23 protein-coding genes are annotated in these 22028 nt (G+C 69.9%); 22 read left to right on the top strand and 1 reads right to left on the bottom strand.

All coding sequences use genetic code 11. The annotated features are described in order from the left end of the window. The first annotated feature begins 3 nt into the window (after window positions 1–3). From C1N74_RS15750 to C1N74_RS15700, 11 genes are all read left to right on the top strand, one after another. Complete coding sequence (locus C1N74_RS15750) at window positions 4–942, top strand: carbohydrate ABC transporter permease (RefSeq protein WP_023953505.1); 939 nt, start codon at window positions 4–6, stop codon at window positions 940–942. Continuing rightward, window positions 939–1862, top strand: a complete 924-nt coding sequence (locus C1N74_RS15745; RefSeq protein ID WP_023953506.1) for a carbohydrate ABC transporter permease — start codon at window positions 939–941, stop codon at window positions 1860–1862. The genes C1N74_RS15750 and C1N74_RS15745 overlap by 4 nt, the downstream gene beginning before the upstream one ends. Then, entirely contained in the window at window positions 1859–2482 is a 624-nt protein-coding gene (locus C1N74_RS15740; RefSeq protein WP_103841862.1) for a hypothetical protein, read from the top strand. Before C1N74_RS15745 ends, C1N74_RS15740 begins: the two co-directional genes overlap by 4 nt. A gap of 27 nt (window positions 2483–2509) precedes the next feature. Next, a complete protein-coding gene (locus tag C1N74_RS15735; RefSeq protein WP_137750892.1) occupies window positions 2510–3304 on the top strand; it encodes an SDR family NAD(P)-dependent oxidoreductase in 795 nt (264 codons plus the stop codon). Further along, window positions 3301–4038, top strand: a complete 738-nt coding sequence (locus C1N74_RS15730; RefSeq protein WP_137750891.1) for an SDR family oxidoreductase — start codon at window positions 3301–3303, stop codon at window positions 4036–4038. Before C1N74_RS15735 ends, C1N74_RS15730 begins: the two co-directional genes overlap by 4 nt. Window positions 4039–4228: 190 nt before the next feature. Then, entirely contained in the window at window positions 4229–4795 is a 567-nt protein-coding gene (locus C1N74_RS15725; RefSeq protein ID WP_064955313.1) for a helix-turn-helix domain-containing protein, read from the top strand. A gap of 161 nt (window positions 4796–4956) precedes the next feature. Further along, window positions 4957–6048, top strand: a complete 1092-nt coding sequence (locus C1N74_RS15720; protein ID WP_181405557.1) for an ABC transporter substrate-binding protein — start codon at window positions 4957–4959, stop codon at window positions 6046–6048. Beyond that, complete coding sequence (locus tag C1N74_RS15715; RefSeq protein ID WP_137750888.1) at window positions 6045–7382, top strand: amidohydrolase family protein; 1338 nt, start codon at window positions 6045–6047, stop codon at window positions 7380–7382. Before C1N74_RS15720 ends, C1N74_RS15715 begins: the two co-directional genes overlap by 4 nt. Beyond that, window positions 7379–8137, top strand: a complete 759-nt coding sequence (locus tag C1N74_RS15710; protein WP_064955316.1) for an ABC transporter ATP-binding protein — start codon at window positions 7379–7381, stop codon at window positions 8135–8137. Before C1N74_RS15715 ends, C1N74_RS15710 begins: the two co-directional genes overlap by 4 nt. Next, the gene (locus C1N74_RS15705) at window positions 8134–8955 is read left to right on the top strand and encodes an ABC transporter permease (RefSeq protein WP_023953517.1); all 822 of its coding nucleotides are present in this window, start codon (window positions 8134–8136) and stop codon (window positions 8953–8955) included. The genes C1N74_RS15710 and C1N74_RS15705 overlap by 4 nt, the downstream gene beginning before the upstream one ends. A gap of 22 nt (window positions 8956–8977) precedes the next feature. Beyond that, window positions 8978–9688, top strand: a complete 711-nt coding sequence (locus C1N74_RS15700) for a DUF1028 domain-containing protein (protein WP_137750887.1) — start codon at window positions 8978–8980, stop codon at window positions 9686–9688. A gap of 81 nt (window positions 9689–9769) precedes the next feature. Here the strand turns inward: C1N74_RS15700 and C1N74_RS15695 are convergent, their stop codons facing one another. Beyond that, the gene (locus tag C1N74_RS15695; protein WP_023953521.1) at window positions 9770–10522 is read right to left on the bottom strand and encodes an IclR family transcriptional regulator; all 753 of its coding nucleotides are present in this window, start codon (window positions 10520–10522) and stop codon (window positions 9770–9772) included. Window positions 10523–10766: 244 nt separating this feature from the next. Between C1N74_RS15695 and C1N74_RS15690 the strand changes: the two genes are divergently transcribed. Genes C1N74_RS15690 through C1N74_RS15645 form a run of 11 tightly spaced genes read left to right on the top strand, consistent with a single transcriptional unit; the run spans window position 10767 to window position 22024 of the window. Continuing rightward, complete coding sequence (locus tag C1N74_RS15690; RefSeq protein ID WP_064955318.1) at window positions 10767–12017, top strand: ABC transporter substrate-binding protein; 1251 nt, start codon at window positions 10767–10769, stop codon at window positions 12015–12017. A gap of 18 nt (window positions 12018–12035) precedes the next feature. Further along, window positions 12036–13046 carry a branched-chain amino acid ABC transporter permease gene (locus C1N74_RS15685; RefSeq protein ID WP_064955319.1) on the top strand — a complete coding sequence of 337 codons (1011 nt, stop codon included), beginning with the start codon at window positions 12036–12038 and terminating at the stop codon, window positions 13044–13046. Further along, window positions 13043–14122, top strand: coding sequence for a branched-chain amino acid ABC transporter permease (locus tag C1N74_RS15680; protein WP_084670373.1), 1080 nt, complete (start codon window positions 13043–13045; stop codon window positions 14120–14122). The genes C1N74_RS15685 and C1N74_RS15680 overlap by 4 nt, the downstream gene beginning before the upstream one ends. Then, a complete protein-coding gene (locus C1N74_RS15675) occupies window positions 14119–14853 on the top strand; it encodes an ABC transporter ATP-binding protein (protein WP_114598291.1) in 735 nt (244 codons plus the stop codon). Before C1N74_RS15680 ends, C1N74_RS15675 begins: the two co-directional genes overlap by 4 nt. Further along, window positions 14843–15544, top strand: coding sequence for an ABC transporter ATP-binding protein (locus tag C1N74_RS15670; RefSeq protein WP_023953530.1), 702 nt, complete (start codon window positions 14843–14845; stop codon window positions 15542–15544). Before C1N74_RS15675 ends, C1N74_RS15670 begins: the two co-directional genes overlap by 11 nt. Before the next feature lie 2 nt (window positions 15545–15546). Beyond that, window positions 15547–16917 carry an MmgE/PrpD family protein gene (locus C1N74_RS15665; RefSeq protein ID WP_137750886.1) on the top strand — a complete coding sequence of 457 codons (1371 nt, stop codon included), beginning with the start codon at window positions 15547–15549 and terminating at the stop codon, window positions 16915–16917. Continuing rightward, entirely contained in the window at window positions 16914–17603 is a 690-nt protein-coding gene (locus C1N74_RS15660) for a cysteine hydrolase family protein (protein WP_064955322.1), read from the top strand. The genes C1N74_RS15665 and C1N74_RS15660 overlap by 4 nt, the downstream gene beginning before the upstream one ends. Next, the gene (locus tag C1N74_RS15655) at window positions 17600–18553 is read left to right on the top strand and encodes a polysaccharide deacetylase family protein (protein ID WP_023953536.1); all 954 of its coding nucleotides are present in this window, start codon (window positions 17600–17602) and stop codon (window positions 18551–18553) included. Before C1N74_RS15660 ends, C1N74_RS15655 begins: the two co-directional genes overlap by 4 nt. Further along, a complete protein-coding gene (locus C1N74_RS16475) occupies window positions 18550–19473 on the top strand; it encodes a hypothetical protein (RefSeq protein ID WP_181405556.1) in 924 nt (307 codons plus the stop codon). The genes C1N74_RS15655 and C1N74_RS16475 overlap by 4 nt, the downstream gene beginning before the upstream one ends. Then, window positions 19470–20903 carry an MFS transporter gene (locus C1N74_RS15650; protein ID WP_181405555.1) on the top strand — a complete coding sequence of 478 codons (1434 nt, stop codon included), beginning with the start codon at window positions 19470–19472 and terminating at the stop codon, window positions 20901–20903. Before C1N74_RS16475 ends, C1N74_RS15650 begins: the two co-directional genes overlap by 4 nt. Next, window positions 20900–22024 carry a hypothetical protein gene (locus tag C1N74_RS15645; protein ID WP_137750884.1) on the top strand — a complete coding sequence of 375 codons (1125 nt, stop codon included), beginning with the start codon at window positions 20900–20902 and terminating at the stop codon, window positions 22022–22024. The genes C1N74_RS15650 and C1N74_RS15645 overlap by 4 nt, the downstream gene beginning before the upstream one ends. The last annotated feature ends 4 nt before the right edge of the window (window positions 22025–22028 follow it).

Here is a 22028-nt window from a genome sequence, read left to right as displayed (position 1 = left end):
GCCATGACTGCTGCAGCCGTCGTCCCGGTTCGTGCGGGCTCGACCGTGCGGGCTCGACGCGAGACGCGTGCCGGCTATCTCTTCCTGAGCCCGTGGCTCATCGGGTTCTTCGCCCTGACCGCGGGGCCGATGGTCGCCTCGCTCGTGCTGTCGTTCACCGACTACAACCTGTTCAACGATCCCGAGTTCATCGGCGTGGACAACTACACGCGCATGTTCTCCGACCCGAACTTCCTGCAGGCGGTCAAGGTCACCGGGATCTACGTGCTGGTCGGTACGCCGCTGAAGCTCGTTGCCGCGCTCGGTGTGGCGCTGCTGCTGAACGCACCGCGCCGGGGCCAGGGGTTCTACCGGTCGGCGTTCTACCTGCCCTCGCTGATCGGCGGCAGCGTCTCGATCGCGATCGTGTGGAAGGCGATGTTCATCGACGACGGCATCGTCGCGCAGATCGGCTCGTTCTTCGGCGGGCCACCCGCCTCGGAGGGCGGATGGGTGGGCGACCCGGCGCGCACGCTGCCGCTGCTCATCCTGCTGACGGTGTGGCAGTTCGGCGCGCCGATGGTGATCTTCCTCGCGGGGTTGAAGCAGGTGCCGCCCGAGCTGTACGAGGCGGCCTCCGTCGACGGCGCCGGACCGGTGCGCCGGTTCCTCTCGATCACGATCCCGATGCTGTCGCCCGTGCTCTTCTTCAATCTGCTCCTCGAGACGATCCACGCCTTCCAGGTGTTCAACTCGGCCTACATCATCTCCAACGGCAGCGGTGGGCCGGCCGGATCGACGCTCTTCTACACGCTCTACCTCTACCTGCGGGGATTCCGAGATTTCCAGATGGGCTACGCCTCGGCGATGGCCTGGGTGCTCGTGATCGCCGTCGGGCTGGTCACGCTCATGCTGTTCCGCACATCGCGGGCGTGGGTTCACTATGCGGGGGACGAACGATGACGAACACGATCACCCAGACCGAGCTCATCACGACCGACTCGTCGTCGCGGCGACGCGGCCGCGAGCACGCGGGAGGGCGGGGTTGGCGCACGCGGGGGAGCGCAGCGGTCTTCCACGTGCTCGCGATCGCCGTGCTCGTCGTCATCCTCTATCCGGCGGCGTGGATGGTGATGTCGTCGTTCAAGCCGGGCAACGAGATCATCGGCTCGGTGAGTCTCGTGCCGGAGAGCTTCTCCCTCGAGAACTACGCGACCGCCTTCGCCGGCATCGGGGGAGTCTCGTTCTGGACGTTCGTCGTGAACTCCCTCATCCTCGCGGTCGCCTCGGTCGTCGGGGTCGTGCTCTCGTGCTCGGTCACGGCGTACGCGTTCGCCCGCATCCGTTTCCGCGGCAGCAAGGTCTTCTTCCTGTGCATGATCGCGACGATGCTCCTGCCGTTCCACGTCGTGATCATTCCGCAGTACATCGTGTTCAATCAGCTCGACATGATCAACACCTACTGGCCGCTGCTGCTGGGGAAGTTCCTCGCGGCCGACGCCTTCTTCGTGTTCCTCATGATCCAGTTCATCCGGGGTCTGCCGCGCGATCTCGACGAGGCCGCGCGCATCGACGGCGCCGGCCATGCGCGCACCTTCACCGCCGTCATCCTGCCCCTCATGCGACCCGCGCTCGTCACGAGCTCGATCTTCGCGTTCATCTGGTCGTGGAACGACTTCTTCGGGCCGCTCCTGTACCTCAAGGATCCGGGCATGTACACGATGCCGCTGGCTCTGCGCCTTTACGTCGACCAGACCTCGACCAGCGACTACGGCGCACAGATGGCTATGGCGATCCTCGCCCTGGTGCCCGTGGTGCTGTTCTTCCTCGCCTTCCAGCGGTACCTGGTGGCGGGCGTCGCGACGGAGGGGCTCAAGGGATGACCTCCGCGCGCAGGACAGACGGATCGCCCGAGAGCCGCGCGGTCTTCGGCGGCTCGGGCGTCGCCGGGTTCGGCGAGATGTTCGTGGTCGGCATCGGGGTGACGCTCCTGTCGCTGCCGCTCGTGACCCTGGCTCCGGCCTTCGGCGCAGGGGTGCAGCACTTCCGCGCACACCTCGACGACGAGCCCGACTCGATCCGACTCTTCGCTCTGCGCGGCCTCCAGGCAGTGCGTTCGGGCTGGTGGTTCGGTGCGGCCTGCGCCGTGGTCATCGCGCTCCTCGCCCTGAACGCGGTCGGGGCGGCACAGGGGGCGCTTCCCGGCGGGACGGTCTTCGCGATCATCAGCGGCGGACTGGCGGTCGTGGTCGCCGTCGCGATGCTGCGAACCGCGGCGCTCTGGACGCCGGGTGCGCGGTGGATCGACCTCTGGCGGGAGGGGCGCGGCATCGTCGTTGACGACCCGATCGGAACATCGCTGGTGCTGGTGGGCCTCGGGGTGAGCACGACCGTCGTATGGATGCTGCCGCCCCTCATCGTGATCGCGCCCGGGCTCGTCGTCGTGTCGCTCGTCGGTGCCGAACGCCGCCGCGCTGCGACATCATCGAGGAGAGCCGCGTAGGCGCGGCCCCGATCGGAGGAGAGCACGATGCAGTGGGATCTCGACGGCAAGGTCGTCGTCGTCACCGGAGCGGGTCGCGGCATCGGCCGCGCCATCGCCGAGACATTCATGCGTGAGCGCGCCGTCGTTGTCGCGACGGACATCGCCGAAGATGCGGTGGCCTGGGCCGACGACGCACGCCGCGACGCGGAACTCGACGGTGCCTCGCTGGCGTGCGACGTGCGGTCGTCCGCTTCGGTGCGGCAGGCCGTGGATGCTGCGCTGAGCCGGTTCGGACGCGTCGACGTGCTGGTGAACAACGCCGGCATCCTGGGTGACGGGCTCATCGAGGACGCCGATGCCGAGACCTGGAACCGCGTCTTCGACGTCAACGTCACCGGCACGTTCCGCACCTGCCATGCGGTCATCCCCGCGATGAAGCGGCAGGGCGGGGGCCGCATCGTCAACGCGGCCTCGTTCGCGGCCATCATCCCCAGTGTCGGCGGTGCGGCCTATGCGGCATCCAAGGCCGCTGTCGTCCAGTTCACCAGAACACTCGCGGGAGAACTGGGCCCCTGGGGGATCACTGCCAACGCGTACGCTCCGGGCATGATCCCCACCGACATGAACGGCTTCGCCGACAAGCCGCACGATGACCAGCGTCGCCTGCTCGACACGCTCACGCTGCGGCGCTGGGGTGACCCGGGCGAGGTGGCGGACGCCGTCTGCTTCCTCGCGAGCGATGCCTCGCGCTACGTCACGGGCACGCTGCTCGATGTGAGCGGCGGCAAGTTCGCGACCCAGTTCCCCCAGCGCGCGTACGAGATGGCGGCCCGGGCATGACCTCCACCATCGCCTCCCAGCGACGCGTCGCATGGATCACCGGCGCCGGCAGCGGGATGGGCCGCGCCGCCGCGCTGGCCCTGGCCCCCGACCGGCGCCTCGCGCTCAGCGGACGGCGCCACGACATGCTCGCCCAGACGGCGCGCGAGGTCGCGGATGCGGGCGGCGAGGCGATCGTGCTGCCGTTCGACGCCCGGGACACGGGCGCGGTGAGTGCGGCGCGTGACGAGATCCGTCATCGGTGGGGCCGCATCGACGAGCTCGTCCTCGCCGCCGGCCTCAACTCGCCGCGGCGGACGTGGGAGAACCAGTCGGTCGGCGAGGTCGAACAGGTCATCGACACGAACCTCCACGGCGTCATCCACGTGATCGACGCAGCGCTCCCGGACCTCCGGGCATCCGGTTCGGCCGTCGTCGTCGTGGTGTCGTCGATCGCAGCCTGGCGCTTCTCGCCCGTCGCGGGTGTCGCCTACAGCGCCAGCAAGCGCGCGCTCGCCGCTGTCTGCGAGACCTTGAACGCGCAGGAGGCTGCCGCCGGCATCCGCGCGTGCCACCTGTGCCCGGGCGACGTCGACACGGAGTTCTTGAGCCTCCGGCCCGAAGTGCCGGATGCGGACGCCCGCGAGCGGATGTTGACTCCCGACGACATCGGGCGAACGGTGCGCTTCATCATCGATGCGCCCCCGCACGTGCGTATCGACGAGTTGGTGATCAGCCCGGTCGCGCGGCCCTGAGCCGCGAGGGTGCACGTCTGCACGGTGTCGGGGGCTCCGGACTGTGCGGATGCGCACCCACACTGCTGTATGTGGCGGCCGGAACTCGGTTACACACACGAAACACATCAGCAATTTCCGACGCGCTCGCCCGGTATACGCTCTGCTTACTGACACCGATCAGTGTGATTACCGAAACCCAGGGAGAGCGATGGACGACGCGAATCTCGGCCCCCGCGTGCGGGAACTGCGCGCCCTGCGCAAGATGTCGACGCGCGAGCTCGCACGACGCGCATCGATCAGCGCCGGTTATGTGAGCCAGATCGAGAACGGTCAGGCCAACACCAGCCTGGACGTCGTCCGCAGGATCGCCGGGGCGTTCAGCATCCCGTGGACCGAGCTCTTCAGCGCTCAGCCCACCCTCGGCACGATGCTCCGCAAGGAGGAGCGCCCCATGCTGGCCGCGGGCAACGACGTGCGGCACTTCCGCATCACGCAGCCCCCGCTCGGCAACGTCGAGGTGCTCGTGTCGGAGTACGAGCCCGGCCACGGTGAGGGAAGCGACAGCTACACGCACGGCGATTCGCAGGAGGTGTGCGTCATCCTCCGCGGCGACTTCCGGTTCCGGCTCGGCGATCAGGAGTTCGAGCTCACCGCCGGCGACAGCATCGACTACCGCACCTCCACGCCGCACAGCATCGTCAACATCGGCGATGCGGTGGGCGAGGCCCTCTGGGTCGTGACGCCACCCTCGGAGAATCCGCCCCGGACGGACTGACCCCGTCCCTCAGCTCCCGGTGCCGTCCTGCTCCCGACGGACGGCACCGGTGTTCGGCCATGCCGAAAACGCCTGCGCGCAGGCATCGCACCACTGTCCCTGAGCTCCACCCACATCGCCGGATCGACCCGATCCGCGAACCACCCGCGCTAGGAGACACCATGAAGTTCACCCGTACCGCTGCGGTCACCGTGACCGCCGCCCTCGCTCTCACCATCGCCGGCTGCGCCGGTGAAGACGCCGGATCCGCCGACGGCACGACCACCGTCGAGTTCGGCATCCCCACGAACATGGGCGCGAACAACTCGCCGATGGCCGTCGCCCAGGCGATGGGGTATTTCGAGGACGAGGGGCTGAAGGTCGACATCGTCGTGACGGGCGATTCCACCTCGATCGTCCAGGGCATCGACTCCGGCTCGCTCGACATCGGGAGCACCCCGCCCGAGCCGATCTGGCAGGCGATGACGAAGGGCAGCCAGCTGCAGCTGGTCTACAACTACATCCGCAAGCAGACCGGATCGCTCGCCGTCCTCGACGACAGCCCCATCACCTCGCTCGGCGACTTCGAGGGTGCCGTCATCGGCCAGAGCAGCCTGGGCACGTCGAACATGCTGCTGTCCGAGGGCATCCTCGCGTCGGCCGACCTCACGCCCGACGTGGACTACAGCCACCTCGCGGTCGGGACGGGTGCCGCAGCGCTGCAGGCGCTCGCGACCGGTCAGGTCGACGCCCTGTCGCTGTGGGACACCGAGTACGCCGCGTTCGAGGCTCAGGGCACCCCGCTGCGCTACTTCACCACCGACGAAGCCGCATCGCTCTTCTCGACGACCTATTTCACGAGCAGCGACTACGCGGCCGACAACGCCGAGACGATCGAGGCCTTCGGCCGGGCGATGGCGAAGGCCACCCTCTTCACCGCGACGAACCCCGAGGCCGCCCTGCGGATCATGTACGAGGAGTACCCCGACACGCTCGTCGCCGGCAACTCGATCGACGACCAGCTGGCGATCGACCTCGTCGCGCTCAACCGCCGCCTCGAGCTGCTCACCGCCGACGACCCGCAGGACACCGCGTCGTGGGGTGCGTACAGCGAGTCGGCTCTCGCCGCGTGGGGCACCTTCGCGCTCGACTCGGGAATCATCGACTCCGAGGTCGACACGGTCGCGGCCGCCCCGAACACCTTCGTCGAGGCGTACAACGACTTCGACGCGGATGCCGTCGTCGCCGAGGCTCAGAACTGGAGCGCCGAATGACCTCCCTCACCTACACCGACGGCGTCCCGGCGATCGACCACCACTCCCACGCCGGCTACGTCCGGCCCGGCGAGGAGCTCGAAGGCATCGATGCGCTCGAACGCGAGAACGCGGCCGGCCATGTCGAGGCCAACCTCCCCGTCGGTGTGTTCGACGAGTTCGTCGCCGCCCGCGGCCGCGGCGACCGCGACGAGCTCGCCCGGCTCGACGCGGCCCACGGCATCGAGAAGCTCTTCGACGAGAGCATCCGGTTCCAGTCGACGAGCGTGCACGGCGTATCGCTCGTCGAGGGCAGCCGCGCGCTCTACGGCGACCTGGGTCACGACGAGATCGTGCGGATGAGCCGCGACCGCAGACGTGCCGACTTCGCGGGTCTGTACGGCGAGGCGCTCGACATCTCGGGCACGGCGGCGGTGCTGACCGACCTGCCGTGGATCGACGCGGACGCCTGGACGCCCGAGCGCTACAAGCCGATCGGCCGCATCGACCCCTACCTCTACCCGTTCGGTCACCCCGCCTTCCGCCGCCGCGGCTCCGACACGCCCCGCTTCCGGCGCGTGTTCGCCACGGTGCTCGAGGGTCTGCTGAAGACCGCCGGCCTCGACGCCCCGCCGGCGACGCTGGGCGAGTACGTCGCGTTCGTACGGGACTCGATCATCCGCCGTCAGGAGTCGGGCTTCGTCGGCCTCAAGATCGCGTCGGCGTACGTCCGGTCGCTCGACTTCCGGCGTCGCTCCCGTGACGAGGCCGAGGCGGCCTACGCCGCACTCCGGTCCGACCCGGCGTCGCTGGAGACCCCCGCGTACACGGCGCTCGCCGACTACCTCGTGTTCGCGATCGCCGAGCTCGCGGTGGAGCGCGAGCTGCCGGTGCAGATCCACACCGGCATGGGCCACGCCGAGCCCGGTCTGCTGCTCAGCGGCGCCGATCCGCGCAACCTCGAGCCCCTGCTGTCGGATCCGGCGCTGAACCGGCTGCGCATCATCCTCATCCACGGCGGCTACCCGTACACGTCGCTGCTCCCGGCGCTCAGTCAGGCGCACGGCAACGTCTTCCTCGACTACTCGTGGATGCCGTACCTCCACCACCACGCCCTCGAACGGATGCTGCAGGAGTGGCTCGAGCTGCTTCCCGCCGACCGCGTGATGTTCGGCACCGACACGGGGCAGCCCGAGTTCCACGTCGCCTCGACGGCCCGCGGCCGGCTCGCGCTCGACCGCGCGCTCACTGCCGGGGTCGCCGACCGCCTGTGGACGACATCTCAGGCCGAGTGGCTCGCCTCGCGCGTGCTCAACGAGAACCTCTGCCGCGTCTACGGACTGGAGAAGCCATGAGCCTGATCGAGATCTCCGACCTCTCGAAGACCTATCAGACCCGCACGGGCGACGTCACGGCGCTCTCGCACGTCGACCTCGGGATCGCGGAGGGCGAGTTCGTCTCGGTTCTGGGGCCGAGCGGATGCGGCAAGACGACCCTGCTGCGCATCCTCGCGGGTCTCGAGGGACACACCGCCGGCACGGCCACGATCGCCGATGTGCCGATCGGCGCCCCCCGGGGCGAGGCCGGCATGGTGTTCCAGAAGGCGACCCTGCTGCCGTGGCTGAACATCCTCGACAACGTCCTGCTGCCCCTCAGCCTGCGCCGACGGGTGACCGGCGCCGATCGCACCCACGCGCGGACGCTGCTGACGATGGTGGGTCTCGAGGACTTCACCACCAAGCACCCGCACGAGCTGTCGGGCGGGATGCAGCAGCGCGCCGCGATCTGCCGGGCGCTGGTGCACGATCCCGCCGTGCTGCTGATGGACGAGCCCTTCGGGGCGTTGGACGCGATGACTCGCGACGCCCTGAACGTCGAGGTCAACCGCATCTGGCGCGAGACCGGCACCACCGCCGTCCTCATCACGCACAGCATCAGCGAAGCAGTCTTCCTCGCCGAGCGCGTGGTCGTCATGACCCCGCGCCCCGGACGCATCGCCGAGATCATCGACATCCCGTTCGGAAAGACGCGCACCCCCGAGCTCCTCGGCGATCCCGAGTTCGCGGCCCTCACCGCCCACATCCGTCGTCACTTCGAGGTGAACGCATGAGCACTTCCGTCCGGACCCGCCCCGTCACGACCCGGCTCGTCACGCGACGCGTCGTGAACACGCCCGCCAAGCGGGTCATCGCCTCGCTGGCTCTGCTGGGCCTGCTGCTGCTGGGCTGGCAGTTCGTCCCCGGCTGGACGAACACCCCCGTCTACGTCGTGCCGCCGCTCAGCGATGTGCTGAAGGCGCTGTTCGACCCGAACGCGTTCCCGCGTTACCTCGAGAACACGGCATCCACCATGTCGATCGTGCTCACGGGCCTCGGCATCGGAGTCGTCGCGGGCCTCGTGCTCGCGATCGTGCTCGCGCAGTTCCCGACCGTCTACGCCGTGGTGTTTCCCTACATCGTCGCGATCGAGTCGATCCCGAAGGTGGCTGTCGCGCCGCTGTTCATCATCTGGTTCGGGTTCGGGATGCCCTCGAAGGTCGTCGTGGTCGTGCTGCTGGCGTTCTTCCCGATGCTCGTCAACGCGCTGCACGGGTTCCGCGGCGTCGACCGCGACCAAGTCGACCTGTTCCGGGTCAACGGCGCGAAGCCGCTTCAGATCCAGACGCGCCTGATGCTGCCCGCGGCGCTCCCGCAGATCTTCTCCGGGCTCGAGCTCGCCGTCGCCAATTCGATGATCGGCGCGATCGTCGCGGAGTTCGTCGGGGCGCAGAAGGGCCTCGGCGTGCTGATCCTGCAGGCGCAGGGCCGGATGGAGACGGCGGCGGTCTTCGCGCTGCTCATCATCCTCTCGGTGCTCGGCATCGTCCTCAACCTCGTCGTGCGGGTTCTCCGCCGCGTGGTCATCCGCTGGGAAATGACGGCGCGCTGAGCGCGCCCGGAAGGAGAACACGATGACGTTCAGCATCATCGCCACCGATCCGAGCACGGGTGCGGTCGGGGTCTGCCAGGGCACGGGGTCGATCGCGCTCGCCTCGCGGTGCCCCCATGTTGCGGGAGGGGTCGCGGTGACGAGCCAGTGGCACTCCGACTGGCGGCTCGGCCAGCGCGCCCTCGACCTCGGGACGACGGGTCTGGCGCCCGAGACGATCATCGCGGCGCTCGCCGAGACCGACGAGTCGTTCCGGTACCGGCAGCTGGGCATCGTGCTCGACGACGGTCGCGTCGCCGCCCACACCGGCGACGTCGTGATCGAGTCGCAGTACGCGGGGCACCTCGTCGGCGACGGCTTCGCCGTGCTCGGGAACACGCTCATCGGTGCGGGCGTGCTCGAGGCGATGGCCGCGTCGTACGAGAACGACACCGCCGGGCTCTTCGAGGAGCGTCTCATGCGGGCGCTCGAGGCCGGCCTCGCCGCCGGAGGTGAGGGGCGCCGGCACCTGTCGTCGTCGATCATCACGACGGCACGCGGTCAACGGCGCGCGCACGTCGACCTGCGCGTCGACATCGCTCCCGAGGGGCTCGACGCGATTTCGGAGCTGCGCCGCATCCTCGACGAGTACCTGCCCTTCGCCGACTACTACGGCGACCACTGGCTCGATCACCCCGAGACGAGCATGGACGACTGGCTCGCCCGCCAGCCCGCCGTCTCGTCCTCTCGCTGACGCCGAGAACGCGCATCTGCACGGTGCGGGCCGCCCCGGACCGTGCAGATGCGCACCCTCGCCGCCGCGAACAGGCGGGGGTTACTGGAGTCTGGCGGTCGCGTCGCGGGCGGCGGCCAGCACGAGCTGCGCGAGGTCGTGGTGCTGGGTGTCGCCGAGTCGGTCGACGAGGTAGGCGACCGAGAGAGAACCGGCCGGGCTGCCATCACGGTCGAAGATCGGGGCCGCGACGCTGCTCGACATCCGCACGCGCTCGCCCGCGGTATGCGCCCACCCGCGCTCGCGGGTCTCGGCCAGACGGTCTCGGATCATCGTCTCGTCGATGACGGTCGCCTCGGTGTACGCGTGCCGCTCCTGGCTCAGGACGTAGTCGATGTCGACCGGGTCCATGAACGCCAGGATGCTGATGCCGCTCGCTCCCGACCACAGCGGAACATGGTCTCTCATGCGCACGCTGATGCGGATCGGGTTGATGCTCTCCACGAGGCCGATGTAGTGCCGTCCATGTCCGTGGCGGGCCGTCAGCGTCGTGGTCTCGCCGGTCTGATTGGCCAGGTGCGAGATCGCCGGCATCCCCGCGGAGTACAGCCGGCTGCCCGCGGCTGCCGTCTGACCCAGGGCGACCGCCGCTGGGCCGAGGCAGTAGCGGCGAGTGTCGGGCAGGTAGTCGACGAGTCCCGATGCGACGAGGGACTGCAGGATGCGGTGAACCACCGCCTTGCTCAGGTCGCACGACCTCGCGATCTGCGAGACGCCCAGCGGCGCGGTCGCGTCGGTGAACGACATCAGCACCTCGGCGACCCGGGATGTCGTCGACGGGGCAGTATCGGCCATGGCGCACTCTCCTCGCGTGGATGAGCGTCCGGCACGCTCTGCGCAGAAGCGTACGGCCACGTTTCACTGAACGGAACGCCAGATGCCCGATTCGGGCGAGACGAAACATTCCGGATACACGCGGGCAACTGGCGCCGCATATCCGAGGCATACCGTCGCATACATCCCAGTCAGGGACTAACCCGAACGTTCCGGTCACCGAAACAGCTCCATCAGACGGAACACCACCCTCCAAGGAGTCGAGTTGAAAACCACGAGTCGCTTCACGCTCGCCGTGACCGCTCTCGCCGTCGGCAGCGTCACGCTCGCGGCCTGTGCCGGATCCGCCGTCGGAGCAAGCCAGGCAGCATCCTCGGGCGAGGCACCCGAGGAGATCGTCATCGGAGCCCTCCACCCGCTCAGCGGTTCGAACGCGGTCGACGGCCAGCAGATGAGCAACGCCGCACAGATGGCCGTCGACGCGATCAACGACGCCGGCGGCATCGAATCCCTCGGCGGCGCGAAGCTCGTCCTCGAGGCGGCCGACACCCGCGGCGAGCCGGAGACCGGGCAGAGCGAGGCGACGCGTCTCATCCAGGAGGGCGCCGCGGCGCTCGTCGGTTCGTACCAGAGCGCGACGAGCGCGAACATCGCCTCGGTCGCCGAGCGCAACGGCGTGCCGTTCGTCATGGACGTGTCGGCACTCGACTCGATCCTGGAGCAGGGTTACACCAACTCGTTTCGCATCCAGCCGTCGGCGAGCATGATGGGCGAGCAGAGCGCGACCTATCTGTCCGAGATCGCCGAGGCCGCGGGCACCCCGGTGACCAAGGTCGGCTACCTCTACGAGCAGGGGAACTTCGGCGCCTCGGCTTACGAGGCGTTCGCTGCGAAGGCCCAGGAGTACGGCATCACGGTCGAACCGGCGATCAGCTACGACCCCTCGTCGAGCGACCTGTCGACCCAGGTGCAGCAGGTGGCAGCCGCCGGCGCCGACGTGCTCGCCGTCTCGGGCTACTACAACGACAGCCTCGCGATCGCTCGCGCTGTCAGCTCCATCGCCCCCGATCTCGACGCCGTGTTCGGTGTCGCCAACGGCGGATACGACCAGGTGCAGTTCACCGCCGACGCCCCCAACGGGGGTGAGAACTACTTCGACGCGAACTACCGGTGGGATGCCACCAACGATGAGGCGGTCGCGGTCGCCGAGGCGTTCGAAGCCGAGTTCGGCGAGCCGATGCGGACGAGCGCGATGCTCACCTACGACGCCGTGACGCTCATCGCCGAAGCGATCGACGCCGCCGGGAGCGCCGACCCCGCCGACATCCGTGATGCGATCGCCGCGACGACGTACGAGCCGCACGTCGTCAACGACGGTCCCGTCTCGTTCGATGAGACGGGACAGAACGTCAACGCCTCGGTCGTCACGATGCAGGTGCTCGGCGGCGCAGTCACCCAGGTCTACCCGGCGGCCCTGGCTCAGCAGCCGCTCGTCTACCCGGCCCCCGTCCGCTGACAGCGAGGAGTGAGTCTCATGACGATCCAGGCGTCCCCGCCCACCGCCCCGGCCGGCGAGAAGCCCGTCCGCAACCGCCGCTACAACGGCCCCTCGCCGCGCGCTCTGGTCGTGACCCTCGGGGTGCTCGCCCTCGCGGCCGTGGTGGCCGGGTTCATCTCGGGCAGCCCGACCGTGCTGGCGCAGGCGCTCGTGACGGGACTGCTGACCGGAGGCATCTACAGCCTGGTCGCCATGGGACTCACCCTCGTCTACGGGGTGCTCCACATCATCAACTTCGCCAACGGGGCCATGGTCGCTCTGGCGATGTACCTCACGTACGTGCTGGTGAACCTCACCGGGATGCACCCCTACGCGACGCTGCTGATCACCGTTCCGACGATGTTCCTGCTCGGCGCGGTGACGCAGGCGGGTCTGCTGAACCCGATCATGCGCGCCCCCATCCACACCCAGCTGCTCATCACGATCGGCTTGGCGCTGGCGATCGAGAACATCCTGTTGCTCGTGTTCGGCCCCAACCCGCTCTCGGTCCAGCTGCCCGGCAACACCGGTGTTCCGATCCTCGGCGCTACGGTCGACCTGAGCCGCATCTACGCCTTCGTCGGTGCGCTGGTCCTCGTCGCGGCCCTGTGGCTCATCCTGCAGCGCACCCCGGTCGGCACGGCGGTCCGATCGGTCGCCGCGAACCCCGAGGGCGCCCGCCTGGTGGGCATCGACATCAAGGGGATCTACATCCTCACCTTCGCGCTCGGCGCCGCCGCAGCCGGAGCCGCCGGCACGCTGGTTGCTCCCTTCACCACGATCGAACCGACAGCCGGGTCGGTGTTCAACCTGACGGCGTTCGTCGTCGTGGTCCTTGGCGGCATGGGCAACGTCCCCGGTGCGCTCGTCGGCGGGCTGATCGTCGGCCTCACCGAGCAGCTGGGCGGGCTGATCCTGCCCGGCCAGTCACCGCTGCTGGCCGTGTTCGTCGTCTTCCTCATCGTGCTCTTCGCCAAGCCCCGCGGAATCTTCGGGAGGACCGCATGACCGTCGCCACCCCCGCGCGCCCGACGGCGCCCGACTTCACCACGGGTGCTCACCTGCTCGCACCGCGTATCCCTCTGCACCGTCGCACGACCTTCCGTCACTACGTCGCCCTCGGGGTGCTGGCGGTCGTCGGGGTCGCCCTGCCCTTCGTCCTTCCCGCTGCGGAGCTCGCCGTCGCCATGCGCGTGCTGATCTTCGCCCTCATGGGGATCGGCTGGAACATGATGAGCGGCTTCGGCGGGATGTTCAGCTTCGGTCACGCCGCCTACTTCGGCATCGGCTCGTACGTCACGGCCGTGCTGCTCGTCGACTTCGGTGTGAGTCCGTGGATCGGCCTGATCGCCGGGATGGCCCTGGCAGCAGCGGCAGCCGTGGGCATCAGCTTCCTCGCCCTGCGCTACAAGCTGACCGGTGCCTATTACGCGCTGTCGACGTTCGCCTTCGCCGAGATGCTGCGACTGTTCGTCGTCGGCAACGACGCGCTCAACCGCACGGTCGGCTTCACCGTCCCCGTGCTGCGCGGCGACGACTGGGCGATGTTCCAGTTCCCCGTCGGCTCGCCGAACTACTGGTGGATCGGCGTGGGCATGGTCGTGCTGGCACTCGTCGCCGTCATCGAGTTCCTGCGTCGCCGCACGGGTCGTTTCACCCTGGCATCGCGCGACGACGACCTGGCGGCGGCGGCCATCGGCGTCAACGTGCTGCGGTACAAGCTGACCACCGTCGCTCTCTCCGCCGCCATCACGGCCGCGGCGGGCACGCTCTACCTGCAGTACTACATGTTCATCGATCCCGAGCTCGCGTTCGGCGCCCACGTCTCGAACAACGCGATCATCACGGCCGTCGTGGGCGGGGTCGCGACCGTCTGGGGTCCCGTCATCGGAGCCGTCGTCATGGCGCCGCTCTCGGATGCCGTCGCCGCTTTCCTCCGTCACCCTCCCGAGGCGCTGTCGTTCCTCCAGGGCCACGGCGGTCTCGACATCCTCATCTACGCCGTCATCCTCATCGCCTGCGTCCTGCTTCTCCCCAAGGGCGTCTACGGCACCGTCAAGAACTGGGTGGTGAAGAAGAAGTGACCCTTCTCGAGATTCAGGGCATCAACAAGTCGTTCCGCGGCCTGCACGCGCTGCGCGACGTCGATATCTCCGTCGACGAGGGCGAGATCGTCGGGATCATCGGCGCGAACGGCGCCGGCAAGACGACGCTGTTCAACTGCGTGACGGGCGCCTTCCCGCCCGACTCGGGGCGGGTCACGCTCGACGGGCGCGACATCACCGGCGCGAAGATGCACGTGCTCGCACGCTCGGGGCTCGTGCGGACGTTCCAGCTGATGCGGCCCTTCCACACGATGACCACCCTCGAGAACGTCACGATCGCGGTGCAGAGCCGCGGGGTGCGGCCCGAGCGCTCGGCGCGTGACGAGGCGGCGACGCTCCTCGATCGCACTGGCCTGTGGTCGTGGGCGGATGCCGAGTCGGGCTCGCTCCCGACGGCGGTCCAGAAGCGTCTCGAGCTCACCCGCGCCCTCGCGATGCGTCCGCGAGTGCTGCTGCTCGACGAGGTGCTGGCTGGTCTGGTGCCGTCCGAGCGCACTCCCGTGCTCGACCTGCTCGACGAGCTGCGGCGCGAGGAGGGCGTGACGATGCTCTTCATCGAGCACATCATGACCGCCGTCCGCCGACTCAGCGACCGCGTCGTGATGATGGACCAGGGAGCCGTCATCGCGCGGGGCTCGGTCGACGACGTTCTGCACGATCCCCGAGTCATCGAGGCCTACCTCGGTAAGGAGTACGGCGATGCTGCTTGAGATCGACGACCTGCGTGCGGGTTACCACGGACTGGAGATCCTCCACGGGATCTCGCTCTCGGTCGACGCCGGAGAGGTCGTCGCGATCGTCGGGGCGAACGGCGCCGGCAAGTCGACGACGCTGAAGACCATCGCCGGCGAGGTGAAGCAGCAGGGCGGCTCGGTCCGCTTCGACGGCGGCGCCGTCGGCTACGGACGCAGCCACCTGGTCGCGCAGCGCGGCCTGATGCTCGTGCCCGAGCACCGCGCGCTCTTCGGCTCGCTCACCGTCGAGGACAACCTGCGCATGGGCGCTTGGGGCAAGAAGGGGCGCACGGGGTTCTCGGAGGACGAGATCCTCGACCTGTTCCCGATCCTGCGCGAGCGACGCCAGCAGCTTGCCGAGACGATGTCGGGCGGTCAGCAGCAGATGCTCGCCATCGCCCGCGCTCTCATGGGAGCGCCACGTCTGCTCATGCTCGACGAACCCTCGACCGGGCTCTCGCCGAAGCTCACCTGGGACGTCTTCCACGCCGTCAACGCCATCCGCGATCGCGGTGTGGGCGTGCTGATCGTCGAGCAGAACGCCCACCAGGTGCTGCAGCTCGCCGACCGCGCCTACGTGCTCGAATCGGGCAGCGTCGCGCTCGACGGCACCGCCTCGGCGCTCGCCTCGGACGAGCGCGTCCAGGCCGCCTACCTGGGCCACTGAGCATGACGACTCACCGCGAAGCGTCTCGGATTCTCGGCGAGTGGGCCGCGTCGGCGCCGTTCGCAACGGCCTCCGATGATGCGAAGCGTTCGCTCGTCCGCGCCGTCGAGAACCTGCTCGCGGTCACCGTCGGAGCCGCCGCGATGCCCGAGATGCAGCGGCTGCGGCGTGCCTGGACGCCGAGCCCCGGGCCCGCGACCCTCGTCGGATCCCCGCGCCGCGTCGCCGTCGAATCAGCTGTGTGGCTCAACGGAGTGGCCGGGGTCTCGACCGAGCGCGACGAAGGCAACCGGTACAGCAAGGGGCACCCCGCGGCGCAGACCGTGCCGGCCGTGCTCGCGCTCGCGGAGGCGCAGGACATCGCGGGCGAGCGGCTGTGGGACGCCCTCTACGTCGGTTACGAGGTCGCCGCGCGCATCGGGCGGGCGACGACCTTCCGGCCCGACGTGCACACCCACGGACCCCTCGGCGCCGTCGGCGCGGCGGCGGCGTGCGCGGTGCTCCTGGGTGCGGATGCCGACGGCGTCGCGCGCGCCGTCGGCACCGGCGCCGCGATGGCTCCCGCGACGTCGTGGCAGCCCGTGCTGCGCGGTTCGGCGGCGCGCGATCAGTGGGTCGGCCAGGGGGCCCTGGCCGGACTCGCGGCGGCGCGCTTCTCGGCCGCCGGGCTCGCCGCCGACCCCGACGGGCTCGCCGCCGATCTCGGCGGTCTCGGGACGATCGACCCGGATGCCGTGATCCGCGGCCTCGGTGACGAGAGCCTCGTCACCACCAGCTACCTCAAGCAGCACTCCGCATGCGCCTACACGCACGGTCCCGCCGACGCGGCGCTCCTCGTTCGCGCTCGCATGGTCGCGGCGGGCGTCGACCTCGCCGACATCGTCTCGGTGCGCGTCGAGGGGGTGGCCTCGGCGGCATCCTTGCCCGCCACATCGTGGGATTCGCGGCACGGCGCGTACTTCTCCGTCCCGTTCGCCGTCGCCAGCGCACTGTGGTTCGGTGACGTGTCGGCCGAGCGGGCCGATGTGCCTCCGCACCCGCAACTGGCGCGCATCGCCGCCGTGGTGGCGGTAACGGATGCCACGGCCGACCTGCGGCCCGATACCGCGACCTCGCGTCCCGCGCGGGTCACCGTGCACCTCGCCGACGGCACCGCCCACACGGCATCCGTCAGGCACCCGCAGGGCGACGCCGTCGATACTCCTTTCTCGGATGCGCGGATCGACGCGCTGCTCACCGAGGCGCTGCGCCCGACGGGCTTGGGCGCCCCCGACATCCATCGCGCCGTCCACGACTTCCACGACCCCGACCCCGGAGCGCTCACTCGCGCTCTCGGCCGACTCGCCCCACCCTCCGAAGGAGACCTCGCATGAACGACACGATCGACTGGAACGTCGAGATCGACACGATCCGAGACCTGCGCGCCCGGCGCACGAAGGTCGGACCGGGAACGTCACCCGCCGTGATCGTCATCGACTTCCAGCGCGCGTTCACCGAGCACGAGAAGATCGGCCCCGGGACGGCGGTGGCGCTCGCGCACACGAACGAGCTGCTCGAGGCGGCGCGGGCCGCGGGCGTTCCCGTCATCTACGCGGTGATGATCCTCGACTCGCTCGACGACCGGATGCTGGCACAGCGGGTGCGCTCGAGCCTGACCGAGCGCTGCGAACGCGGCAACCCGTGGACCGAGATCAGCGCTGCCGTTCCGCCGGCTCCGACCGACCACATCGTCGAGAAGACCGTCGCGTCGGCGTTCTACCGCACCCGCCTCGACGACCTGCTCGCCGAGCTCGGCGTCGACGAGCTGATCTTCACGGGCACCTCCACCAGCGGATGCGTCCGGGCGAGCGTCGTCGACGCCGCCTACCGCAGCTTCCACATCAGCATCGTCGAGGAGTGCTGCGACGACTTCCGCACGGTGTCGGGCGAGGTGTCGCTGTGGGACATGCAGGACCGCTTCGGCGACGTCGTGACCAAGCAGTGGGTCCTCGACCGATTCGCGGCGATGCGCGGTGCCGATGCCGAGGCGCCGGCCGAGGCCGCCGCGGAGCTCGCATGACGATCCGCAACAACGAGCGCCTCTGGTACGCCCCGATGGCGACCCGGCCACGCGTGGAGTGGCCGGGCGGCAAGCTGCTCGCGTTCTGGCACGCGCCGAACGTCGAGCACTACGACTGGATCGCGCCCGGGGGCGGCTCACCGCAGGGCCGGATCGCCTTCCCCGACGCGCAGCACTACATGCACCGCGACAGCGGCAACCGTGTCGGCCTGTGGCGGATGCTGCGCATCGTCGATGAGTTCGAGATGCCGTCGACCGTGTCGCTCAGCCTGTCGCTGCTCGAGGAGCAGCCCGAGGTTCGCGACGCCATGTTCGAGCGGGGGTGGGAGATCATGAGCCACGGCATCTCGAACCTGCGGCCGATCTACGACATGCCCTACGACGAGGAGGACGCCTTCTACGCGCTCTCGCAGCGGCTGAGCGAGACCTACTACGGCGGCCGGCGCATCAAGGGGATGCTGGGCCCGAAGATCTCGGGAACCGACAACACCGTCGACCTCATGGCCGCGCACGGCATGCAGTACTTCGCCGACTTCATCCACGATGAGCAGCCCCGTCCGCTGCGGACGGTCGGCGACGCCCCGATCGTGTCGATGCCGTACAGCTTCATGCTCAACGACGTCCCCATGGTGCACGTGCGGAGCCTCTCGGCATCCGACTTCATCGCCCTGGCGAAAGCGCAGATCGACCGCTCGCTGGCCGACAGCGAACGCGACGGGCAGGGGCGGGTGGTCTGCCTCGCGACGCACCCCTTCCTCGCCGGGCAGCCGTGGTTCGCCGGGGCTCTCCGAGAGCTGTTCGCGCACGTTCGCGCCGACGAGCGCATCTGGGCCACGACGGCCGGCGCGATCAGCGACCACTACCTCGCCCACCACTACGACGCGCAGGTCGACTTCGCTCGCACGCTCGCCGACGAACACGCGGCTCTTCTGACGGAGGTCGGCGCATGAGCCTCATCTCCCACCCCGCGGACGCGACCGTGTTCGCCCCCGACCTGCCGCGCGCCTACGACGCGCACCGTCCGGCGTGGGCGCTGCCGGGCGCGAAGAAGCTCGTGGTCTCGGTGCTGCTGCACGCTCCCTCGTACCAGGACGACCTTCCCGCGGGAGCGTTCTCGCCGACGTCGATGCAGGGCGGTGTGGGCCGCGACACCTCCGAGCCCCGGCACGGACAGGTCGCCCGACTGTCGCAGTGGGACTTCGGCCTGACGACCGGCATCTGGCGGCTGCTCGACATCGCCGACCGGGCGGGCGTTCCCGTCGCCGTCGCGCTCGACGAGTTCGGTGCCCGTACTGTGCCGGGGCTCGCCCGCGGCGTCGCGGCACGAGCCGATGAGATCGTCGTGCGAGGTGCCGGCGCGAACGTCATCCTGTCTCCTGAGATGGATGCCGCCACCGAGCGCTCGTACATCGAGAGCGCACGCGACATCGTCCAGCGCCTGACCGGGCGCGAGGCCACCGGATGGTTCGGCCCCGAACGCGCCGGCACCTCGCGGACCACCGCCCTGCTGCGCGAGGCGGGGTTCGGCTGGTTCGGGGATTGGCCGATCGACGAGCGTCCGGTGATGCTGGCCGGCGCCTCAGACGGCCTCGTCGCCGTGCCGCATCCGCTGGAGACGGAGGACGTGTTCGAGCTCTACGCCCGGGGGATCGTCGCCGCCGACTACGAGGAGCTGCTCACCGCGACGGTCGACCAGCTGATCGCCGACGCGGACATCGTCGGCGCCCGCCACCTCGGACTCAGCCTCTTCGGCTGGGTCTCGGGTCAGGCGTGCTTCGCCGACGTCGTCGAGCGCACCTTCCGGATGCTCGCCGCCCACCCCGATGTGCTCCTCGCGACACCGGGCGGGGTGGCGGAGCTCGCCGAGTGACGCCGGAACCCGCGGCGGCGGGCGGCCCGGACGGCCGCCGCTCGCTGCCGCTGCGGCTGCCGTGGTCGCTCGGCAGCGGCACGATCCTCCTCGGGCTGAACTCGTCGATCATCGCGGTCGCGCTCGTCCCGATGGTGGCGTCGTTCGGGGGAGACGCGGCCGTCGCCACGAGCGCGACCGCATGGATCATCAGCGCGCTCTACATCGCTGCTGCGGTCGGGTCGCCCACGGCAGGACGCCTCGCCGACCTGTACGGACCGCGACGCGTCTACCTCCTGGGCCTGGCGCTCATCCTGGTGGCCTCGGTCGCCGGCCCCTTCATCACCGACAGCGCCTGGATGATCGTCGACCGGGTCGTGCTCGGGCTGGGTGCGGCCGCCCAGTTCCCCGCGGCGATGGCGATCATCCGCCGCCAGGCCGACCTCGCGCGCGCGGCGCCCACCGGCGCGATCGGCATCATCGCGCTGTGCGGGCAGACGACGGCAGCTCTCGGCCCCACCGTCGGCGGTCTCGTCGTGGTGGTGTGGGGGTGGCCGGGCATCTTCTGGATCAACATCCCGATGGTGATCCTCTGCGCGACGCTCGTGCTGGTCTTCGTCCCCGCCGACGCACGCGGCCCTCGGGCGAGCGCAGCGCAGACCTGGCGGGCGCTCGACCCCGCCGGCATGGTCCTCATGATCGGCACGCTCGTCGCGCTCATGGTGGCGCTGCTCAGCATCGACTCGGCGCCGACGGTCGCGGTGGTCTCCGCTGCGGTGACCGCGCCTCTGGCCGCCGGGTTCGTCTGGCGAGAGCTGCGCGCGGAACGGCCTTTCGTCGACGTGCGCCTGCTGGGCCGGTACCCGCAGTTCGGCCTCACCTGCCTGCGGGCGATCGCGACGTTCATCTCGTTCTACGTCATCTTCTACGGACTCCCGCAGTGGATGCAGGCGACCCGCGACCTCGGACCGGCCGTGACGGGACTGCTCATGCTGCCGGTGTTCGGGGTCGGGGCCCTCTCGACCGTCCTCGCCACCCGCCTCGGGCGCACTTGGCACCCGCGTGCTCTGCTCGCCGTCGGCACCTCGGCGATGGTCCTGGCCGGCACGCTCCTCGCGCTCACCGGTGCGGCCGACATGCCGCTCTGGGTCCTCGCCATCGTCTGCGCCCTGCTCGGCGTGCCCAACGGGTTCAACAACCTGGGCAACCAGCTCCTGCTCCATCACGCGGTGCCCGCCGGGGCTGCCGGTGCCTCCACCGGGATCTACCGCACCGCGCAGTATGTCGGCGCCGCGCTCGCCGCCGTCGTCGTGGCGCACCTGCTCGACGCGGGCGCCGTCGCCGGCGGCATCCGCGACGTCGGGCTGACGATCGCCGGGCTGGGGCTCGCCCTGCTGCTCGCGACCGTCGTCGCCGTCATCCGTCTCCGCCGAAAGGAAGCAGGAGCATGACCCTGATCTCTTCTCGTCCTGCCGGGAAAGGAGCCGCCGACGAGGCGGACCGCCCGGCGCTGCTCCGACCGATGCGGCTGCGCGACCTGACCCTGCGCAACCGCATCGGGGTCTCGCCGATGTGCATGTATGCCGCTCCAATGCCCGACGGCGTCGTCGACGACTGGCACGTCGTCCACTACGGACAGTTCGCCCTCGGCGGCGCGGGGCTCATCATCACCGAGGCGACCGCGGTGTCACCGCTCGGCCGGGTGACCCCCGACGACTCTGGCATGTGGGACGACCGGCACATCGCCGCCTGGCGACGCGTCACCGACGCCGTGCACCGCGCCGGCGGGCGCATCGCGGTGCAGCTCGCGCACGCCGGACGCAAGGGCAGCAAGTACGCCGGGTTGCCGGGCGACCCGCCGGAGCACCGTGGATCGGTTCCCGAGAGCGCCGGCGGATGGCGCACGCTCGGCGCATCGGGCGAGCCTTTCGGGCGCTTCGCAGAACCCGCGCGCCTCGATGCCGACCAGGTGGACGCCGTCGTCGCGGAGTTCGCCGCAGCCGCGCGTCGCTCGGTCGCCGCGGGGTTCGACGCGATCGAGCTCCACGGCGCGCACGGGTACCTGCTGCACGAGTTCCTCTCACCGGTGACGAACCGCCGCGACGACCGGTGGGGCGCCGACCGGGCGGCCCTCCTGCTCGCGACGGTCGCCGCGGTGCGGGCGGAGGTGCCCGAGGGGATGCCGCTCATCGTGCGGCTGTCGGTCGACGACGTCGCTCCGGGCGGGTCGCAGGCCGCCGACAGTGCTGAGCTCGCGCGGCGCCTGCACACAGCCGGGGTCGATCTCGTCGACTGCTCGTCGGGGGGACTCGTCGCCGGTGCAGAGTACTCCCCGTCGCCCGGCTATCAGGTGCCGGGATCAGCCGTGGTTCGAGCCGCCGGGGTTCCGACCGCCGCCGTCGGTCTCATCACCGACCCGCGGCATGCCGACCGGATCGTCGCCGACGGCGACGCCGACCTCGTCCTCCTCGGCCGCGAGATGCTCCGCGACCCCCACTGGGCCCGCCGTGCCGAGCTCGCTCTCACGGGCGCGGCGTCGCTCGAGCCTCGCTACCACCGCGCCTACCTCTGACACG

Origin of the sequence: Microbacterium sp. SGAir0570, from assembly GCF_005491085.2 — a bacterium.
GTDB lineage: Bacteria > Actinomycetota > Actinomycetes > Actinomycetales > Microbacteriaceae > Microbacterium > Microbacterium arborescens.
Note: the sequence above shows the minus strand (reverse complement) of the source record. Positions and strands in the feature narration are given on the sequence as shown.